Source organism: uncultured Cellulomonas sp., assembly GCF_947494015.1.
Lineage (GTDB): Bacteria > Actinomycetota > Actinomycetes > Actinomycetales > Cellulomonadaceae > Pengzhenrongella.
In genome coordinates, this window is sequence record NZ_CANLTL010000018.1 from 65,665 (window position 1) to 83,380 (window position 17,716).

At 76.3% G+C, this 17,716-nt stretch carries 17 protein-coding genes; 1 reads left to right on the top strand and 16 read right to left on the bottom strand.

The window, feature by feature from the left end:
• Positions 1–117 precede the first annotated feature (117 nt).
• From panD to dacB, 15 genes are all read right to left on the bottom strand, one after another.
• Positions 118–570, bottom strand: a complete 453-nt coding sequence (panD, locus tag Q0840_RS17155; RefSeq protein WP_298461809.1) for an aspartate 1-decarboxylase — start codon at positions 568–570, stop codon at positions 118–120.
• On the bottom strand, positions 567–1,478 hold the full coding sequence (gene panC / locus Q0840_RS17160) for a pantoate--beta-alanine ligase (protein ID WP_298461811.1): 912 nt from the start codon (positions 1,476–1,478) through the stop codon (positions 567–569). The genes panD and panC overlap by 4 nt, the downstream gene beginning before the upstream one ends.
• Complete coding sequence (locus Q0840_RS17165; RefSeq protein WP_298461813.1) at positions 1,475–2,524, bottom strand: Rossmann-like and DUF2520 domain-containing protein; 1,050 nt, start codon at positions 2,522–2,524, stop codon at positions 1,475–1,477. The genes panC and Q0840_RS17165 overlap by 4 nt, the downstream gene beginning before the upstream one ends.
• Positions 2,521–4,071 (bottom strand): PH domain-containing protein, encoded by a 1,551-nt coding sequence (locus Q0840_RS17170; protein WP_298461816.1) that lies wholly within the window; start codon positions 4,069–4,071, stop codon positions 2,521–2,523. Before Q0840_RS17170 ends, Q0840_RS17165 begins: the two co-directional genes overlap by 4 nt.
• Complete coding sequence (locus Q0840_RS17175; protein ID WP_298461818.1) at positions 4,068–4,571, bottom strand: PH domain-containing protein; 504 nt, start codon at positions 4,569–4,571, stop codon at positions 4,068–4,070. The genes Q0840_RS17170 and Q0840_RS17175 overlap by 4 nt, the downstream gene beginning before the upstream one ends.
• 150 nt (positions 4,572–4,721) lie before the next feature.
• Positions 4,722–5,213: a DUF3180 domain-containing protein gene (locus Q0840_RS17180; RefSeq protein ID WP_298461821.1), complete on the bottom strand. Its 492-nt coding sequence runs from the start codon at positions 5,211–5,213 to the stop codon at positions 4,722–4,724.
• Positions 5,213–6,799, bottom strand: a complete 1,587-nt coding sequence (folK, locus tag Q0840_RS17185; protein ID WP_298461824.1) for a 2-amino-4-hydroxy-6-hydroxymethyldihydropteridine diphosphokinase — start codon at positions 6,797–6,799, stop codon at positions 5,213–5,215. Before folK ends, Q0840_RS17180 begins: the two co-directional genes overlap by 1 nt.
• Entirely contained in the window at positions 6,796–7,632 is an 837-nt protein-coding gene (gene folP, locus Q0840_RS17190; protein ID WP_298461848.1) for a dihydropteroate synthase, read from the bottom strand. Before folP ends, folK begins: the two co-directional genes overlap by 4 nt.
• Positions 7,633–7,785: 153 nt before the next feature.
• Entirely contained in the window at positions 7,786–8,385 is a 600-nt protein-coding gene (gene folE, locus Q0840_RS17195; RefSeq protein WP_367183149.1) for a GTP cyclohydrolase I FolE, read from the bottom strand.
• A 76-nt stretch (positions 8,386–8,461) separates the two neighbouring features.
• Positions 8,462–10,504 (bottom strand): ATP-dependent zinc metalloprotease FtsH, encoded by a 2,043-nt coding sequence (ftsH, locus tag Q0840_RS17200; RefSeq protein WP_298461826.1) that lies wholly within the window; start codon positions 10,502–10,504, stop codon positions 8,462–8,464.
• A gap of 221 nt (positions 10,505–10,725) precedes the next feature.
• A complete protein-coding gene (locus tag Q0840_RS17205) occupies positions 10,726–12,039 on the bottom strand; it encodes a hypothetical protein (RefSeq protein WP_298461828.1) in 1,314 nt (437 codons plus the stop codon).
• A gap of 215 nt (positions 12,040–12,254) precedes the next feature.
• Complete coding sequence (gene hpt / locus Q0840_RS17210) at positions 12,255–12,809, bottom strand: hypoxanthine phosphoribosyltransferase (protein ID WP_298461830.1); 555 nt, start codon at positions 12,807–12,809, stop codon at positions 12,255–12,257.
• A gap of 12 nt (positions 12,810–12,821) precedes the next feature.
• Complete coding sequence (gene tilS, locus Q0840_RS17215; protein WP_298461833.1) at positions 12,822–13,820, bottom strand: tRNA lysidine(34) synthetase TilS; 999 nt, start codon at positions 13,818–13,820, stop codon at positions 12,822–12,824.
• A 55-nt stretch (positions 13,821–13,875) separates the two neighbouring features.
• Entirely contained in the window at positions 13,876–14,985 is a 1,110-nt protein-coding gene (locus tag Q0840_RS17220) for a zinc-dependent metalloprotease (protein WP_298461835.1), read from the bottom strand.
• 41 nt (positions 14,986–15,026) lie between these two features.
• Entirely contained in the window at positions 15,027–16,442 is a 1,416-nt protein-coding gene (gene dacB, locus Q0840_RS17225) for a D-alanyl-D-alanine carboxypeptidase/D-alanyl-D-alanine-endopeptidase (RefSeq protein ID WP_298461836.1), read from the bottom strand.
• Between the two features lie 180 nt (positions 16,443–16,622).
• Here dacB and Q0840_RS17230 point away from each other — a divergent pair, with 180 nt between their 5' ends.
• Entirely contained in the window at positions 16,623–17,126 is a 504-nt protein-coding gene (locus tag Q0840_RS17230; RefSeq protein ID WP_298461839.1) for an inorganic diphosphatase, read from the top strand.
• A gap of 95 nt (positions 17,127–17,221) precedes the next feature.
• Here Q0840_RS17230 and Q0840_RS17235 read toward each other — a convergent pair.
• Positions 17,222–17,716, bottom strand: a 495-nt coding sequence (locus Q0840_RS17235) for a C40 family peptidase (RefSeq protein WP_298461841.1), incomplete at its 5' end; no start/stop codon positions are given.

The window sequence follows — 17,716 nt, forward strand, 5'->3', positions numbered from 1 at the left end:
CGACCGCCTCGGCGGGGACGTCGGTGCGGTCGGGCACGGCGGGGGTGTCACTCACCCACCGATCCTACCGAGCGACGACGGCCCGCCCGTGCGCCGGGCCTGCCGAGACGCCCGGCGTCAGCCGCGCAGGCTGGCCAGTGCGACGCCGCTCGGGTGCAGCCCGCCGTGCATGTCGCGGGCCTCGTCCGGCACCTGGCCGGGGTCCCCGGACAGGTCCATGACCCGGTTCTGCTCGTCGACGAACACCACGTGCGGGCTGTAGGTGCGCGCCTCGGCGTCGTCGAGCATGCCGTAGGCGATGAGGATGACCAGGTCGCCCGGATCCACCAGGTGCGCGGCCGCGCCGTTGATGCAGATCTGCCCCGCACCGCGCTCCCCGGGGATCGCGTAGGTGGTCAGCCGCGCCCCGTTGGTGACGTCGACCACGTCCACCTGCTGGCCGGGCAGCAGGTCGGCGGCGTCCAGCAGGTCGGCGTCGACCGTGATCGACCCGACGTAGTGCAGGTCGGCCTGGGTGACCGTGGCCCGGTGGATCTTGCTGATCATCATCGGGCGCTGCAGGGACGTCATGCGCTCTCCAGGGACTGTCGGCCCAGCCGCAGCAGGGCGTTGTCGATGAGGCGGGTCGAACCGACCCGCGCGGCGACGGCGAACACCGCCGCACCCGTGTGGTCCGGCGGGACCTCCTGTGCAGTCAACGGGTCCACCAGGACGGCGTATTCCACCACGACGTCCGCCCCGTCCAGGACCTCGTGCGCGGCGGCGCGGACCGCGGCGGCCGTCCCGTCGACCTCGGCGGCCTGCTCGGCGGCACGTACGGCGCGGGACAGCGCCAGCGCCCGGGTGCGCTCGGCGGCCGACAGGTACGCGTTGCGCGAGGACAGCGCGAGGCCGTCGGCGTCGCGCTCGGTGGGCACGGCGACGACGTCGACGGCCACGTCGAGGTCGTGGACCATCCGCCGCACGGCCATGAGCTGCTGGGCGTCCTTCTGGCCGAACAGCGCCACCCCGGGCCGCACGAGGTGCAGCAGCTTGAGCACGACGGTGAGCACGCCGTCGAGGTGGCCGGGCCGGGCGGCACCCTCCAGCACCTGGCCGATGGCCCCGGCGCTGACCCGCACGACCGGGTCGCCGTCCGGGTACACGACGTCCGGCGTCGGGGCGAAGACGACGTCGGCCCCGGCCGTGGCGAGCAGGCTCAGGTCGCCGTCGAGGTCGCGGGGGTAGCGGTCGAGGTCCTCGCCCGGGCCGAACTGCAGGGGGTTGACGAAGATCGTCACGACCACCTGGTCGGCGAGCTCGCGCGCGGCGCGGACCAGCGCCAGGTGACCGTCGTGCAGGGCGCCCATCGTCATGACCACGGCCCGGCGGTCGTCCGTCCCGGTCGCCAGCGCCGACCTCAGCTCGGCGCGGGTGCGCACCAGGCGCGGGGCCGCGCCGGCGGGCGGGCCATCGGTCGGGCGGGCGTCGTCGGTCATGCGGGGTCCTCCGGGGTGTCGGGTGGTCGGGGCGGCGGTGACGCGGGGCCCGGCGTCCCGGCCGGGCCGGGCGGGCGGGCGCCGTCCGGTGGCGGGGGCGGGTCCGTCAACGCGTCCAGCAGCGCCTGGGCGGCGTCCTCGCGGAGGCGTCCGGCCGCGAGGGCACGCTGGGTCCCGGACCGGGCGAGGGCGCGGTAGCCCTCGGGGACGTCCAGGGCGGCGTCCCGCGCCGCGAGAGCGGTCAGCTCGGCGAGGTGGTCGACGACGGTGCCGACGTCACCGCGCGCGACCGGGCCGGTCAGGGTGGCGATGGCCCCGGGGCCGTCGGTCACCGACGACGCCCGCAGCGCGCCGTCGAGCGCCGCGCCGAGCAGCGGACCGAGCACCCGGCCGGGGTCCTCCACGCCGGCGGCCGTCAGCGCCTGCGCCGCCTGGGCGACCAGCACGACGAGGTGGTTCGCACCGTGCGCCAGCGCCGCGTGGTACAGCGGGCGGGCCTCCTCCGCGACGACGACGGGCTCGCCGCCGAGCTCCACCACGAGCGCCTGGGCGATCGGCAGCACGGGGGCCGGGGCGGTCACCGCGAAGCAGCAGCCGACCAGCCGGGCCAGGTCCAGCGACGTGCCGGTGAAGGTCATCGCGGGGTGCACGGCGAGCGGGATGGCGCCCGCGGCGCGGGCGGGTGCCAGCACGGCGGTGCCGTACCGGCCGGACGTGTGCAGCACGAGCTGCCCGGGCTGCCAGGCGCGGACCTCGGCGAGCCCCGCGACCAGCGGCGCAAGGGCGTCGTCCGGCACGGTGAGCAGGATGAGCTCGGCGCGCTCGACGACGTCGGGCACCTCGAGCACGGGCACGCCGGGCAGCAGCGCGTCGATGCGGTCACGCGAGCCCGCGGAGATGCCGCTGGCCGCCACGACGGGGTGCCCGACCGAACGCAGCGCACAGCCCAGGACGGCGCCCACCCGGCCGGCACCCACGACGCCGACGCCGAGCCGCCCCGGCCGCGTGCCGCGTGCCGCCGGGTCCCCGGCCCCGGGGACCGTCACGAGGCGGGGCCGGGCTCGACGGCGGAGCGCATCCACTGCTCCGGGCCGGCGCCGGCGCGCGCGGTGCGGGCCCGCCGGGTCTGCTCGTCGAGCAGCCGCGCGGCCACGTCGACGGCCAGGTGCGGCACGCGGGGGCTGACCGGTCCGGGCGTGGAGTGCACGGCGAGCGACGCCACCCCCAGGCGACGCTGCAGCGGCCCCTGCTCGACGCCGAGCGACTGGGTCCGCTCGTGCGGGACGACCACCAGCCGGCGCACGAGGCGACCGCTGCGGATGAGCAGCGCCCGCTCGGTCACCCGGTACCCCGTGCGGCGCCACGCCCACGGGTCCAGCCAACGCGCCCGCCGGGGGATGGTGGTGAAGCCGCCCTCGTCGCCGGTCCCCTCCAGGGCGGCCGTGAGCACCCCCCGCGGGTCGTCGGTGCCGAGGTCCGGCAGGACGAGCCAGACGGCGGTGAGCGCCTCGTCGCGGTCGCCGACCGGGAGCAGGACGTTCTCGGCGGCGGAATCCTGCGCGCCGCCGTACCCGGCGACGTTCACCTCGACGCGCCACCAGCCGCTGCGCCGCCACAGCAGCCCCTGCTGCACCTTGAGCGCCTGCACACGGCCGGGCGGCACGGTCTGCGAGCGCGACTCGAGCAGCCCGTGCCGCAACCGGATGCCGTCGGGCGAGATGGCGGCGTGGAAGTTGAAGTCGCGGGAGAACTGGCTCCAGAAGACGCCCGCGACGCCGAGGAAGCCCGGCGCGAGCGCGAGCGCCGCGGTCGGCTCCCCGGTGACCGCGATGATGACCGCGACCGCGACCAGGCCCAGCACGAGCCCGACCGCCGCCCCCGAGCGGATCATCGCGCCGACCACCCGGGACGCGGGCACCTCGAGGACCGGCTGCTCGGGCGCGGACTCGGCCGGCTGGCCCTCCTGCCGGCGCAGCCCGGCCGCCCGGGCGAGCAGCTCGGCGCGCAACGTGTCGGCCTGGTCCTCCTTGAGGAAGGCGAGGGAGACGGCGGAGCCCGGCCCGCCGGCCACCTCGAGCTTGAGCTCGGCCAGGCCGAGCAGCCGCGCCAGGATGGGCTGCACGACGTCGACGGCCTGCAGGCGGTCCAGCCGCGCCTTGCGCTGCTGACGGAACAGCACGCCGCTGTGCAGGTAGACGGCCTCGTCGTCGAGCGCGTAGCGCGTCATCCGCCAGGCGAGCGCGGCGTACCCGAAGGCGAGCAGGGCCGCGCCGGCCAGCACCGCGAGCGCGACGAGCCAGCCCCGACCGGCGAGCAGGTCCCGCGCCTGGACGACGTCGTCGCTGAACTGCTGGGCGGCGATCACCACCAGCACGACGACGACCTTCCAGCCCTTCACCGCGGGGGTCACCGGGTGCATCCGGTTCCACTCCAGGCCGGCCGGCGCGGTGGCGGCGGCACCCGTCACCACCGTCGCCTCGTCGGGACCCGCCGGGGCGCCGGTGGGCGGTGCGGTGGCCGGCGCGGTGATGGTCGTCGGCGCCGGGTCGGGGACGTCCGCCCTGGCCGGGCCGGGGTCGGCCGGGGTGGTCACAACCCCGCCAGCCGGGCTTCGCCCCGGGACGCGAGCTGGTCGCGCAGGCGTGCCGCCTCCTGCGGCGGGAGCCCGTCGATGGCGGCGTCGGTCCCGGGCGAGGCGGTGTGCAGCTGGACCTGCGCGATGCCGAACGCGCGCCCCAGCGGACCGGCCTGGACGTCGACGTACTGCATGCGCCCGTAGGGCACCACGACCATCGACCGGAACACGATGCCCTTGCGGATCAGCAGGTCGTCGGCGCGCTCGGCGTACCCGATCGCCCGGACCTGGCGCGGCACGAGCACCGCGATCCACAGGCCGAGCACGGCGATCGCCGCGGGGAACGCCCACACCCAGGTCGCGCCGGTGAGGACCGCGGTGACGGCCGCGGCGAGCAGCGGCACCCCGAGGACGATCGCGGTCGTCGCCAGGCGTGCGGTCGCCAGACGTGGGGAGACGGGCTGCCAGTCGACGCCGTCGGGCTCGAACGGCCCGTCGCCGGGGCGCGGGGTGCTCATGCCACCATCCTTCCACCGGCGACCGACGCCGTGGTCACCGGCGGGCGGGACCCCGGGCCGCGGCGGCCGCGGGCCGTCCCGGGACCGGCCGGCACCCCGCCCGGCAGCCGGGCGCCGGCGCGCCGCCGCCCCCCCGGCGCCCGCCGGGCGTCAGATCGCCGCAGGATCGGTGCCGTCGGGGGCGCCCTTCTCGGCGGCGTCGTCGGACGGCGGCGGGATGCGGCACAGGTGCTCGACCACCAGCCCGACCACGGCCAGCACGGCGGCCCCGAGCGCCGCGACGCCGGCGGCGACCGCGCGCTCGCGCTGGGAGTCGATCTCGAGGTCGCCCAGGACGACGAGGACCTGTGCGGCGTACCAGCCCAGCAGGGAGGCGCCGGTGTAGCAGGAGGCCTTGGCGAGCACGGCGGTCCGGGCCGCCCGCACCGGGTCCAGGTCGGGACGTCGGCCCTGCAGGAACTGCCGGACCGCCCAGCCCATCCGCAGCACCCCCCCGGCGATGACGAGCATGACCACCACCACCGGCCACGACACCGGTGGCGGGACCAGGCCCTGCCCGCGCAGCACGCCGAGCAGGCTCCACGCCACGGCGGTCACGACGACGGCGACCGCGACCAGCGTCTGCCAGCGGGTCCGCGCCATCAACGCTCCCGGTCGCCCGCGCCGGTCCGGTCGTCGGGCGGCGGGACGACCGGGGAGAAGATGGCCGGTCGGCCGTCGCCGCCGGGTGCGCCCGACGACGGGTCGCGCGGTGGCAGGTCCGGCAGCCAGTCGAGGGGCCCGTCCGGGGACCGGTGCGCCCCCCGGGGGGAGTCTGCGGCCTCGCCCGCAGCGCGGCGCGGGGCGGGCTCCGCCCCGGCTGGGCGGGGCGACCCGCCGTCGTCGGGCGCAGCGGGGGTGGCGTCGGGCTGTGGCCCGGCTGCCTGGCCCGGCGCGACCGGCGGGTCCGGCGTCGGGTCCGGGGTCGGGTCCGGGGTCCGGTCCGGCGCCGGGGCGGCGTGCGGCTCGAGGACCGGGTCGGGCGCCGGCTCGCGGACCGCGTCGGGCACCGGCGCAGGTGCCGCCACGGGTGCCGCCACGGGTGCCGGTCCTGGGGCCGGGGCCTCGGGGACCGGCTCCGGGTCCGTCTCGTGGCGGACGGGCGCGCTCATCCAGTCCAGCGCGAGCCACCGGATGCCGCCGCGGTCCGGCGCGGTCGCGGCCAGCGCGGCGACCGGGCCCCCACCCAGGCCGGGAAGGACGGCGTCGGGCGCGATCTGAGCCCACGGCTGCAGCACGAAGGCGCGCTGGTGCGCGCGCGGGTGCGGCAGCTCGAGGTCGTCGGTCACGGCCAGGGTCGTGTCGTAGGTGATGAGGTCGATGTCCAGCGTGCGCGGTCCCCAGTGCTCGCGTCGCTCGCGGCCGTGCGCGGCCTCCACGCCCTGCACCGCCCGCAGCAGCGTGCGGGCGGCCAGCGTGGTGCGGACCAGGACCACCGCGTTGAGGAAGTCGGGCTGGTCCGGGCCGCCGACCGGGGCGGTCCGGGCGAGCGGGGACACCGCGACGAGCTCGACGCCGTCCAGCGCCTCGAGCTCGGCGACCGCGGCTCGCAGCGTGCTCTGCGGGGCGCCGATGTTGGACCCGAGCGCGAGCACGGCCTCGACCGGGACCGGCGGCGCCTCGTCGAGACGGTCCGGCCCGGCGGGCACCGGCTCGCCGGTCCCCCGGCCGGCGGGCGTGGGCTGCCCCGGCGCGCCGGTCGCCGCGGGGGCACCGCCGCCCGGGGTCGCCCCCTTCGGCGTGCGGTCGCGCGGCGGCTCCCACGGCTCGGCCGCGGGCAGCTTCTGGCGGTCCCGCCGCACCCGGACGACGACGTCCTCGAACGGCACGGTCACCGGCGCGCCGGGCTTGTGCACCGCGACGTCCACCGCCACCACGGCGGGGTCGGCGAGCGCGGTGGCGGCGATCCGCTCGGCGACCGTCTCCACGAGGTCCGCGGGCTCGCCGGCGAGCACCGCGGCGACCTTCTCGGCCAGCACGCCGTAGTCCACGGTGCGGGACAGGTCGTCGCCGGCCGCGGCGCGACGGGTGTCCAGGTGCACCACCACGTCGGCCCGGAACAGCTGTCCCTCGCGGCGCTCGTGCTCGAACACGCCGTGGTACCCCGTCGCGCTGATCCCGGCCAGCACGACCTGGTCCAGCGGGTGCCCCGAGTCGTCCAGGGCCGGGCCCATCGGATGGGTGCTCACGTCGTCACGTCCTCGTCGCTCGGTCCGTCCGGCGCCGTCCCGGCGCCGGTCCATGCGGCGGCTACCCGGACGGCGTCCGCCGAGCCTGCCACCTCGTGCACCCGCACGCACCACGCCCCGGCGCGGGCCGCGAGCGCGCTGACCGCGGCGGTCGCCGCGTCCCGGCGGGCCGGCGGGACCGGCACGCCGTCCGGCCCGGCGAGCAGGTGCCCGAGGAACCGCTTGCGGGACGCGCCGACCAGGACCGGACGCCCCAGGGACGCCACCCGGTCCAGGTGGGCCAGCAGCGGCCAGTTGTCCGACCCCTGCTTGGCGAACCCGAGCCCGGGGTCGAGCACGACCTGGGCCGGGTCGACGCCGGCCCCGGCCAGCTCGGCCAGGCGGTCGGCCAGCTCGCGGCGCACGTCCTCGACCACGTCGTCGTAGTCGGTGCGGGCCTCCATGACGTCGGCGTGCCCGCGCCAGTGCATCGCGACGTACACGACGCCGAGGCGGGCGACGGTCGCCCGCATCGCCGGGTCCGCGAGCCCGCCGGACACGTCGTTGACCACGACGGCCCCGGCGTCGACGGCCTGCTCGGCGACGGCCGCGCGGGTGGTGTCGACGCTGACCGCCGCGCCGTCGGCCACCAGCGCCCGGACCACGGGCAGCACGCGCACCAGCTCGTCCTCGACGGGCACCCGACCGGCCCCCGGCCGGGTCGACTCGCCGCCGACGTCGAGCAGGTCGGCGCCGGCGGCGAGCAAGGACCGGCCGTGCGCGATCGCGGCGTCGGGCTCGAACCAGCGACCGCCGTCGGAGAAGGAGTCGGGGGTCACGTTGACCACGCCCATCACGAGCGTGCGCCGCACCGCGGTGAGCCTGGCCGGCAGCGGCGCCGGGTGGACGGGGTGGGCGGGCACGGCGCTCAGCCTAGGGGCGCTGGGCGGCGGCCCGGTCGGCGGCCGGGCGCGGCGGCCCGGTCGGCGATCGTGTCGGGGGCGCGATCAGCGGCCGAGGATCAGGCTCATCGCCTCGGCACGGGCGGCGACCTCGCGCATCTGGCCGCGCACGGCCGAGGTCACGGTGCGCGCACCGGGCTTGCGCACGCCGCGCATCGACATGCACAGGTGCTCGCACTCGACCACGACGATGGCTCCGCGCGGCTTGAGGTGCTCGACGACGGCGTCCGCGATCTGCGAGGTCAGCCGCTCCTGCACCTGCGGGCGACGCGCGTACAGGTCGACCACGCGGGCCAGCTTGCTCAGGCCGGTGATCCGGCCGTCCGCGTTCGGGATGTAGCCGACGTGCGCGACCCCGTGGAACGGCACCAGGTGGTGCTCGCAGGTGGAGTACACCTCGATGTCCTTGACCAGCACCATCTCCTCGTGGCCGAGGTCGAAGGTGGTCGACAGCACGTCGGACGGGTCGAGGTGCAGACCGGCGAACGTCTCGGCGTAGGCCCGCGCCACCCGGGCCGGCGTGTCCCGCAGACCCTCCCGGTCCGGGTCCTCGCCGACGGCGAGCAGCAGCTCGCGGACGGCCGCCTCGACGCGCGCGGCGTCGTAGGGGCGCCCGGCCACGCCACCCGGGTCCACCGTGGGCACGGTCACCGGTCCGGCGGCAGGTCCGGTCACCGGGTCCGTCGTCGGGTCGACCGCCGGCCCACCACCGGTCGCCCGGTCAGCCACGTGGACCGAGGTCCGGGGTCCCGCCCGGGGGGACCTGCACGGGTCCGGCCACGGGGTGCTCCTCCTTGGCCGCGGCGGCCTCGTCCTGCGGGACGACCGGGTGACCGTTCTGCTCGGCCCGCTCGGCCGGGGTCATCACCGGCGGGCGGGTGGCGACCGGTCGCTCCTCGGAGGACAGCCACACGTCGCGGGCGTCCCGCTTGACGATCGGGGCGAACACCTCGGCGAGCTCGGCCTGGTTGAGCGTCTCCTCCTCGAGCAGGCGCAGGACGAGGTCGTCGAGCACGTCGCGGTACTGGACCAGGACCTCCCACGCCTCGTCGTGCGCGGCCTCCATGAGGCGGCGCACCTCGACGTCGACCGTCGCCGCGACGGCCTCGGAGTACTCCCGCCCGTGGCCCATGTCGCGGCCCATGAAGACCTCGCCGGAGTCCTGCCCGAGCTTGATGGCGCCGACCTTCTCGCTCATCCCGTACTGGGTGACCATCTTGCGGGCGATCGCCGTCGCCTTCTCGATGTCGTTCGAGGCGCCGGTCGTGGGGTCGTGGAAGACGAGCTCCTCGGCGACCCGGCCACCCATCGCGTAGGCGAGCTGGTCGAGCAGCTCGTTGCGGGTGGTGGAGTACTTGTCCTCCAGCGGCATCACCATCGTGTACCCGAGCGCGCGACCCCGAGGCAGGATCGTCACCTTGGTCACCGGGTCGGTGTACCGCAGGGCGGCCGCGACGATCGCGTGACCACCCTCGTGGTACGCGGTGATCTTCTGCTCCTTGACCTTCATGATCCGGGTGCGCTTCTGCGGACCGGCCACGACCCGGTCGATCGCCTCGTCCAGCTCGTGGTCCCCGATCAGCTGGCCGCCGGTGCGCGCGGTGAGCAGCGCCGCCTCGTTGAGGACGTTCGCCAGGTCCGCGCCGGTGAACCCGGGGGTGCGGCGCGCGACCGCGTCGAGGTCGATGTCCGGGGCCATGGGCTTGCCCTGCGCGTGCACCGACAGGATCTGCGCGCGTCCCTTGAGGTCCGGCGGGTCGACGGAGATCTGGCGGTCGAACCGGCCCGGGCGCAGCAGCGCGGGGTCGAGGATGTCGGGGCGGTTGGTGGCGGCGATGAGGATGACGTTCGTCTTGACGTCGAAGCCGTCCATCTCGACCAGCATCTGGTTGAGGGTCTGCTCGCGCTCGTCGTGACCGCCGCCCATGCCGGCGCCGCGGTGGCGGCCGACGGCGTCGATCTCGTCGATGAAGATGATCGCCGGGGAGTTCTCCTTGGCCTGCTGGAACAGGTCACGCACGCGTGAGGCGCCGACGCCGACGAACATCTCGACGAAGTCCGAGCCGGAGATGGAGTAGAACGGCACGCCGGCCTCGCCGGCGACCGCCCGGGCCAGCAGCGTCTTGCCGGTCCCGGGCTGGCCGTACAGCAGCACGCCCTTGGGGATCTTCGCGCCGACGGCCTGGAACTTGGCCGGGTCGGACAGGAACTCCTTGATCTCGTGGAGCTCCTCGACCGCCTCGTCCACGCCCGCCACGTCGGCGAACCGGACCTGTGGCGCCTCCTTGCTGACCAGCTTGGCCTTCGACTTGCCGAAGCTCATGACCCGCGAGCCGCCGCCCTGCATGTTGGACATGAGGAACCAGAAGATCGCCAGGATGATGATGAACGGCAGCAGCAGGCCGAGCAGGCTGGCCCACCAGGACTGGACCGGGACCTCGGAGTTGTACCCGCCCTCGAGGTCCGCGGCGGCGATGGCCTGCACGACGGCCTCGCCCTGCGGCTCGACGTAGAAGAACTCGACCGTCCGGCCGAGGTCGTCGCCGTCGACGGTGAGCTCGTCGCCGAGCGACAGGGTGACCCGCTGCTCGCCGTCGACGATCTCGGCCTGCCGGACGTCACCCTGCTCGAGCAGCTCCAGACCGGTCGACGTGTCGATCCGGCTCACCTGGGGGGACAGCAGGGCGGAGGCGCCGATCCAGAGGATCGCCACCGCCAGGACGATCCACAGCACGGGACCGCGAGTGAGGCGCTTGAGTTTCATGGGCGTGGGGGGCGTACCCCCTGTTCCCTCCAGATCGGGATCGGGTCTTCCGCGAAGTTACACGTTCGGCCCGTCGATCCGGTTCCCTGTTCGCCCAGGGCGGCACGGTGGTCCGGACGGGTGGGCCGACGTCCGAGGACCCCGACGGGCGCGGCGGCGCCGGCGTCCGGCCGGCGCCGCCGCACCCATCACCGACCACTCACCCGGCCGTCACAGCGTCCTCACTGCGCCGGCGCGTCGGCGAAGTAGCCCTGGACGTCGACCAGGGTCCGCACGGACCCGGCGTCGTTGTACACGGTGAAGCCCGGGCCCAGGCGCGTGATGGCCGCGGTCGCGACGTCGGCGCCCACGCGCGCGTTGGTGCTGCTCGCCAGGGGGCGGGCGCTGCCCGTGGGGTAGGCGGTCAGGTAGGTGGAGCGGGTCGGGGACGCGGTGGTGAGGTTCAGGGCCACCGCGGTGGCGTCGGCCGGGACGGTCAGGCCGCTCTGCGCCGGGGTGAAGGCGACCTCGCCGCCCGCGCCGATGGAGCCGGACTGGCCCGCGCGGTGCGCCGGGACGGGGTAGTACGCCGAGCCGCTGCCGTCGACGAAGTAGCCGACGACGTCCACGACGAGGTGGGTCGAGCCCTGGTCGTTGTAGAGGGTGAACAGGTCGTCGTCACCGAGCGCGACGATGGCGAGGTTCGGCACGTCGGACCCGCGGTAAGCGTTGAGCACGCTGGCGTTCGGCGTCCGCGTCGGCTCGCCGAGGTCGTGCGGCCACGCGCCGACGTAGGACGTGGTCGCGGTCGTCTCGGTGCTCGTGATCGTCAGGGCGACCGCCTCCGTCCCGGCCGGCGCGCCGGGGACGACGACGTCCAGGTAGCCGTGGGCGCCGAGCGGGCGCCACTGCCGGGTGTCCAGGATCCGCGCGGATGCCACGGGCACGTAGCCCGACCCGGTGGACGCACCCCAGGCGACGGGCCGCCGGTAGATCGCCTGGATGTCGGCGAGGAGGTGGGTCCAGCCGGCGTCGTTGTACAGGCCGACCAGGCCGTCGACCAGCGGGACGGTGACGAGGTTGGCCACGTCGCGCCCGCGCGCGGAGTTCAGCGAGCTCGTGAGGGGCACCACGCCCTCCGGCGCGGCGCCGTCGAGCACGCTGACGAAGCTGGTCGGCGCCGTCCCCTGGGTGGCCGTCACGTTGAGGACGACGGCGATGGTGTCGTCCGGCAGCCCGAGCTCGGTGACGTCGTACCACGCCGTCTCCTGCGGGCCGACCGGCCCGAAGACGTCGAGCCGGGTGTCGATGATGCGGAAGGGCTCGGTGGCGCTGAGCAGACCGGCGTCGCCGGGTCCGTCGAGCTGCGTCGGGGTGGCGCCGGCAGCCGCCGGCCCGGAGCTGGGTGCCGCGACCCGCGTCAGGGTGCCGGACGCGGGCGGCACGAGTGCGACGTCGGCCGCGGGGGCCGTGACGCCGACGGCGCTGGTGGTCGCCGCCAGGAGCAGCGAGGTGGCAGCCAGACCGGTGGCTGCGGAGCGGATGAGACGCGACATGAGGCCCTCTCGGGGAACGGCGCGCGCCCATCTGCGCCAGGAGGCGACGCAGACCGTACCCAGGCGGCATGCCGCGCCGAGCTCCCCGCGTGGCCCGGGCGCACGGATGTCACACGCACGGCCGAGCCGGCAGGACGCCACCGCCGGCGTCCGCCCGCGTCCGCCCGCGCCCGCCCGCCCGCGGCCGCCCGCGCCGACCCGCGCGGCCGCCGGCCTCAGTGGCTGTAGACGTGCGGTGCGAGCGTGCCGACGAACGGCAGGTTGCGGTAGCGCTCGGCGTAGTCCAGGCCGTAGCCCACGACGAACTCGTTGGCGATCTCGAAGCCGACGTACCGCACGTCGACCTCGACCTTCGCGGCCTCCGGCTTGCGCAGCATCGTCGCGATCTCCACGCTCTCCGGGCCGCGGCTGCGCAGGTTCGCCACCAGCCACGACAGGGTCAGCCCGGAGTCGATGATGTCCTCGACGATGAGCACGTGCCGGCCGGTCAGGTCGGCGTCCAGGTCCTTGAGGATGCGCACGACGCCCGAGGACTTGGTCCCCGACCCGTAGGACGACACCGCCATCCAGTCCATCTGGACCGGGCCGTGCAGCCGCCGGGCGAGGTCGGCCATCACCATGATCGCGCCCTTGAGCACCCCGACGAGCAGCACGTCCTTGCCGGCGTAGTCGGCGTCGATCTGGGCGGCGATCTCGTCCAGCCGGGACCCCAGCTGCTCCTCGGTCAGCAGGACCCGCTCCAGGTCGTCGCCCATGTCCGCAGCGTCCACCGCTGGTGCTCCTCAGGTGTGGGGGGTGTGGAGCCTCAGCCTCCCACAGACCCGGCTGCCGAGGACGTCCCGGGGCAGGTGCAGCGGGCCCTGCCCGTGCCAGTCGGTGAGCAGCGCGTCGAGGGCCAGCACGTGCTCGCGGCGCAGCGCACCGGCGGGCGCCCCGGCGGCGACGGCGGCCGCCCGCAGGGTCCGCCGGCGCACCGCGGCGGGCGCTACGAGCAGCACGACGACGTCGAGGTCGCCGTCCGCGGTGCGGGCCCGCGCGAGCAGGTCCGCGGCGAGCGCCTCGAGCGCCTCGGCGTCCTCGCGCAGACCGTCCGCGGTCCGGGCCAGCGCCAGCGCGACGCCCGGGCCGAGCACGTGCTCCAGCACGGGCAGCACCTCGTGCCGGACCCTGCTGCGCACCGGCGCACCTGCGCCCGCGCCCACCGGTGGGGTGTTCGTCGGGTCCTGCCACGGGTCGAGCCCGGCGGCGGCGCAGACGGCGAGGGTGTCGGTGCGGCGCAGCCCGAGCAGGGGACGGCGGACCAGGCCGCGCCGGGCGGGCATGCCGGCCAGCGACCGCGCGCCGGACCCACGGCCGAGCCCGAGCAGGACGGTCTCGGCCTGGTCGTCGAGCGTGTGGCCGACCAGCACCGCTGCGGCGCCGAGCCGCTCGGCGGTCGCCTCGAGCGCCGCGTACCGCGCCGTGCGGGCCGCGGCCTCCGGGCCGCCGCCCGCGTCGACGACCACCGGCTGCACCTCGACCGGCGCGAGCCCGAGGGTGCGGCACGCCGCGGCGGCGTCGGCGGCGACGCGGTCGCTGCCCAACTGGAGCCCGTGGTCGACGACGACGGCGCCCGCGCGCAGCCCGGCCCGGGGCGCGACGAAGGCGGTCACGGCCGCGAGCGCGAGCGAGTCCGGCCCCCCGGAGCAGGCGACCAGCACGAGCCCACCACCGCCGACGTCGGCCAGCGAGGCGCGCACCGCCCGGCGGGCCGCGGCGACGGCGGGTGCGGGACCGGTCACGACGTCCTCACCCGGCCCGCTCGTCCGGCGCGGACCGTCGCGGGACCGGGCACCGTCAGCCGTGCACCCGGCGCACCCAGGTGCGCGGGTGGGCGATCTCCTGCGCCGTGGGCAGGTTGTCGGGGTCGGCCCACACCGCGTTGAGGCCGTCCGGCCCGGCCCAGCGGCGCACGCGCCGGACGAAGGTCGCACCGTCGCGGTACTGGGCCAGCTTCAGGTCGAGGCCGAGCGCCCGGCGCAGCAGCACCGACCCGAGGCGGTGGGAGCCGGCCCGGCGGCGGTCGAACCGGGCGCGGATCTGGCGCACCGACGGGACGACCGCCCGGCCGACGAGGTCCGTCGTCACGTCGGCGTGGCCCTCGAGCAGCGCCATCACGGCGCCCACCTCGTCCAGGGCACGCCGAGTGGCCGGCGGCAGCAGGGCGGGCAGACCCCCTCCGTCGTCGCCGGCGCCGCGGCGGCTCAGCGCCGACCGTGCCGCGGCCAGGCCGAACGGGCCGTCGTCGTCCGCGAGGCCCGCGAGCAGCTCGCCCATCCGGGCCCGCAGGTGACCCTCGAGCCAGGGCGCCGTCGCGAACTGCAGCGCGTGGGTCTGCTCGTGCAGCGCGACCCACAGCCGGAAGTCGGCCGGGTCCACGCGCATCACGCGCTCCACGGTCAGCACGTTCGGCGCGACCAGCAGCAGGCGGCCACGGGACGGCCCTCCCCCGTCGGTGGAGCCCGCGGCCGTCGTCCCCGGCTCGGCCGGAGCGCGCGGGGAGAAGGGGTCGAACTGGCCGAGCACCCGGCTCGCGAGCACGGCGAGCACCGCACCGGCCTGGACCCCGCCGGCCAGCCGCCCGGCAGCCGACGGCGGTCGCTCGCCGGCTGGCAACGGGACGGTCCCGGTGAGCGCGTCGACCATCTCGGTGTTGGCCCGCGCCCACGTCCGGCGGTCCACGACCCGCACCCGGGACAGCCGCTGGTCGCCGTCGGCCGGCCGCATCCCGGTGGCCTCGCCGACGTGGTCGGCGGCCGTGGCGGCGGCCCGGTGCAGGTCCGCGACCAGGTCGGCGACCTGCGCCCGGTCCGTCGCCGGTCCGGGCCGCACCAGGCGGCTCGCGACCCGGGCCGCGACGGCCCAGTCGACGGGCGCCCCGCTGGTCGGCCGTGCTGTGGGTGCCATCGGGCCACGGTAGCCGTCGGCGACCGCGGGCCGGCCGCCCCTCAGCGGCAGCCGCACGCCGCCAGCCGGGCCACGAACGCGTCGATCGCGGCGCGGGGGGCGGGCTGGCCGCCCGGTGGGGTGGCGTCGGCCAGCACGGCGAACAGCAGCGCCCGCCCGTCGGCGTCGACCACGGTGCCGGCCAGCGACGTGACGCCGGACAGGCTGCCCGTCTTGGCGCGGACCAGGCCCGCGGCCGACGACCGGGTGAACCGGTCGGCGAGGGTCCCGCTGTACCCCGCCAGCGGCATCCCGACGGCGACACCGCGCAGCTCGGGGTGCGCGGGGTCGGTCACGAGCCGCAGCAGGTCGAGCACCGTGGTGGTGGGCAGCGCCGACCCGTCCCCCAGGCCGCTGCAGTCCGACAGCCGTGCGCCGCTGGTGTCGACGCCCAGGGCGCGGGCCTGCGCGAGGACAGCCTCGGTGCCGCCCTCGAAGCTGCCGGGCAGGCCGGCGTCGAGCGCGACCTGCCGGCACACCGCCTCGGTGATCGCGTTGTCCGAGGTGTGCAGGAAGAAGTCGACGACCTCGCCCAGGGGTGCGGACTCGACGCTCGCCAGCCGGACGGCGTCCGCCGGCGCCGCCCCGCGGACCGGCTCCCCCTCGACCGTGATCCCGTAGCCGGCCAGTGCGTCGGCGACGGCGCGGGCGGCGGACAGCGCCGGGTCGGCCTGCCGCGGGGAGTACTCCACGTCGGACCGGGTCTTGGCGATGTCGACCGCGAGCGAAGTGACCGGGGCGGTGAATCCGTTGACGAGGTGGCTGGGGTCCCAGGTGGGGCTCAGGGCCGGACCGGCGAACAGCGTGTCGTCGACCGCGAGGCGCACCGTGGTGGTGCCCGCGAGGGTCAGCTCGCGGGCGGTGGCCTCGGCCAGATCGGCCAGTCCGGCGCGGCCGTTGACGGCGGTCGGGTCACCCTGGCCGGCGGCGAGCATCATGTCGCCGCCGCCGACGAGCACGATCTGCCCCTCGCCGCCACGCACCACGCTGGTCCGCACGGTGGCGTCCGGTCCGATCGCGCTGAGTGCGGCGACGGCCGTGACCACCTTGGCGACCGACGCCGGCGTCCGCGGCACCTCGGGCTCGTGGGAGGCCAGCACCTCACCGGTGAGCAGGTCGGCGACGACGACGCCGATCGAGGGCCCCACCCGCGGGTCGGTCACGAGCTCGGCGACGCTCTGCGCGAGCGGCCCGGCTGCCGGCACGGGGGCGGCGTCGTCCAGGGCCGGCAGCGCGGCGGCGAGGTCGGGAGCGGGCACGGCACCGGGCGCCGTGGGGAACGGTTCGGGCGGCGGCGGCACCGGCGCGAGCGTCAGCACCCCGGGGACGAGGTCGACCGCGTCGGCGGTGGCGTAGCCGCCCGCGGCGACGAGGAGCACGAGGGCGCTGACCCCGGTCGCGCGCGCCGCCCGCCCCATGCACGTCCCCCCGCCATCCCCCGGACGGCCGCACCCTGCAGCGTCGGTACTGTCACACTAGTTTCCCAGGTACGTGCGACAGACCGACCGACGGTCCGCCGCGACCTACTCTCTCGTCGCCACCCGTGACACGGCGGTCACGCCGGACCGGGTGGCGCTGCTGCCATGCGGAGGAAAGCTGTGGAGTTCGACGTCACGATCGAGATCCCCAAGGGTCAGCGCAACAAGTACGAGGTCGACCATGCGACCGGGCGGATCCGCCTGGACCGGATGCTGTTCACCTCGACCCGCTACCCCGACGACTACGGGTTCATCGAGGGGACCCTCGGCGAGGACGGCGACCCGCTGGACGCCCTCGTGCTGCTCGAGGAGCCGACCTTCCCCGGCTGCCTGATCCGTTGCCGCGCGCTGGGCATGTTCCGCATGCGCGACGAGGCGGGCGGTGACGACAAGGTCCTGTGCGTGCCCACCGGGGACCAGCGCGCCTCCTGGCGTCAGGACATCGACGACGTGTCGGACTTCCACCGGCTGGAGATCCAGCACTTCTTCGAGGTCTACAAGGACCTCGAGCCGGGCAAGTCGGTGGAGGGCGCGCACTGGACGGCCAAGGCCGAGGCCGAGGCCGAGATCGAGCGGTCCCGCCAGCGGGCCATCGACACCGGGTACTACACCAAGGGCCACTGACCCGCGCTGCACCACCGCGCAGATCACGACGGGGCAGGTTCCGGCGGAGCCTGCCCCGTCGTGCCCGGGGTCGCGGGCCGTCTCGCGCCTGCGGGTCAGGGGCGACCGGCGAACGGCATCGTGCTGGACCACCGGCCCGTCATCGACGACACCCGGGTCGGCACGCCCGGTCGCGCGGCCTCGACGATCTGACCGTTCCCGGCCCACATCGCCACGTGGTACACGCTGTTCGGGTCGGACGGGTTGCTGCCCCAGAAGATCAGGTCGCCGGGACGCAGGCTGTCGTACCCGATCTTGAGCACCTGGCTGTACTGCCCACGTGACGTGCGCGGCAGGCTGAGGCCGGCACTGCGCCACGCCGTCCCGGTGAAGCTCGAGCAGTCGTACTGGGTGGGCCCGTTCGCGCCGAGCCGGTACTCCAGGCCGAGGTTGGCCTGGGCCCAGGCGACCGCCGCCGCACCCTGCCCGGCGGAGCCGCGCGACGACCCGCTGCCGAGAGCCGGACCGGGGGCCGGAGCCGGCGCGGGCGCCGGAGCCGGCGCGGGCGCCGGAGCCGGCGCGGGCGCCGGAGCGGGGGCAGGTGCCGGGGC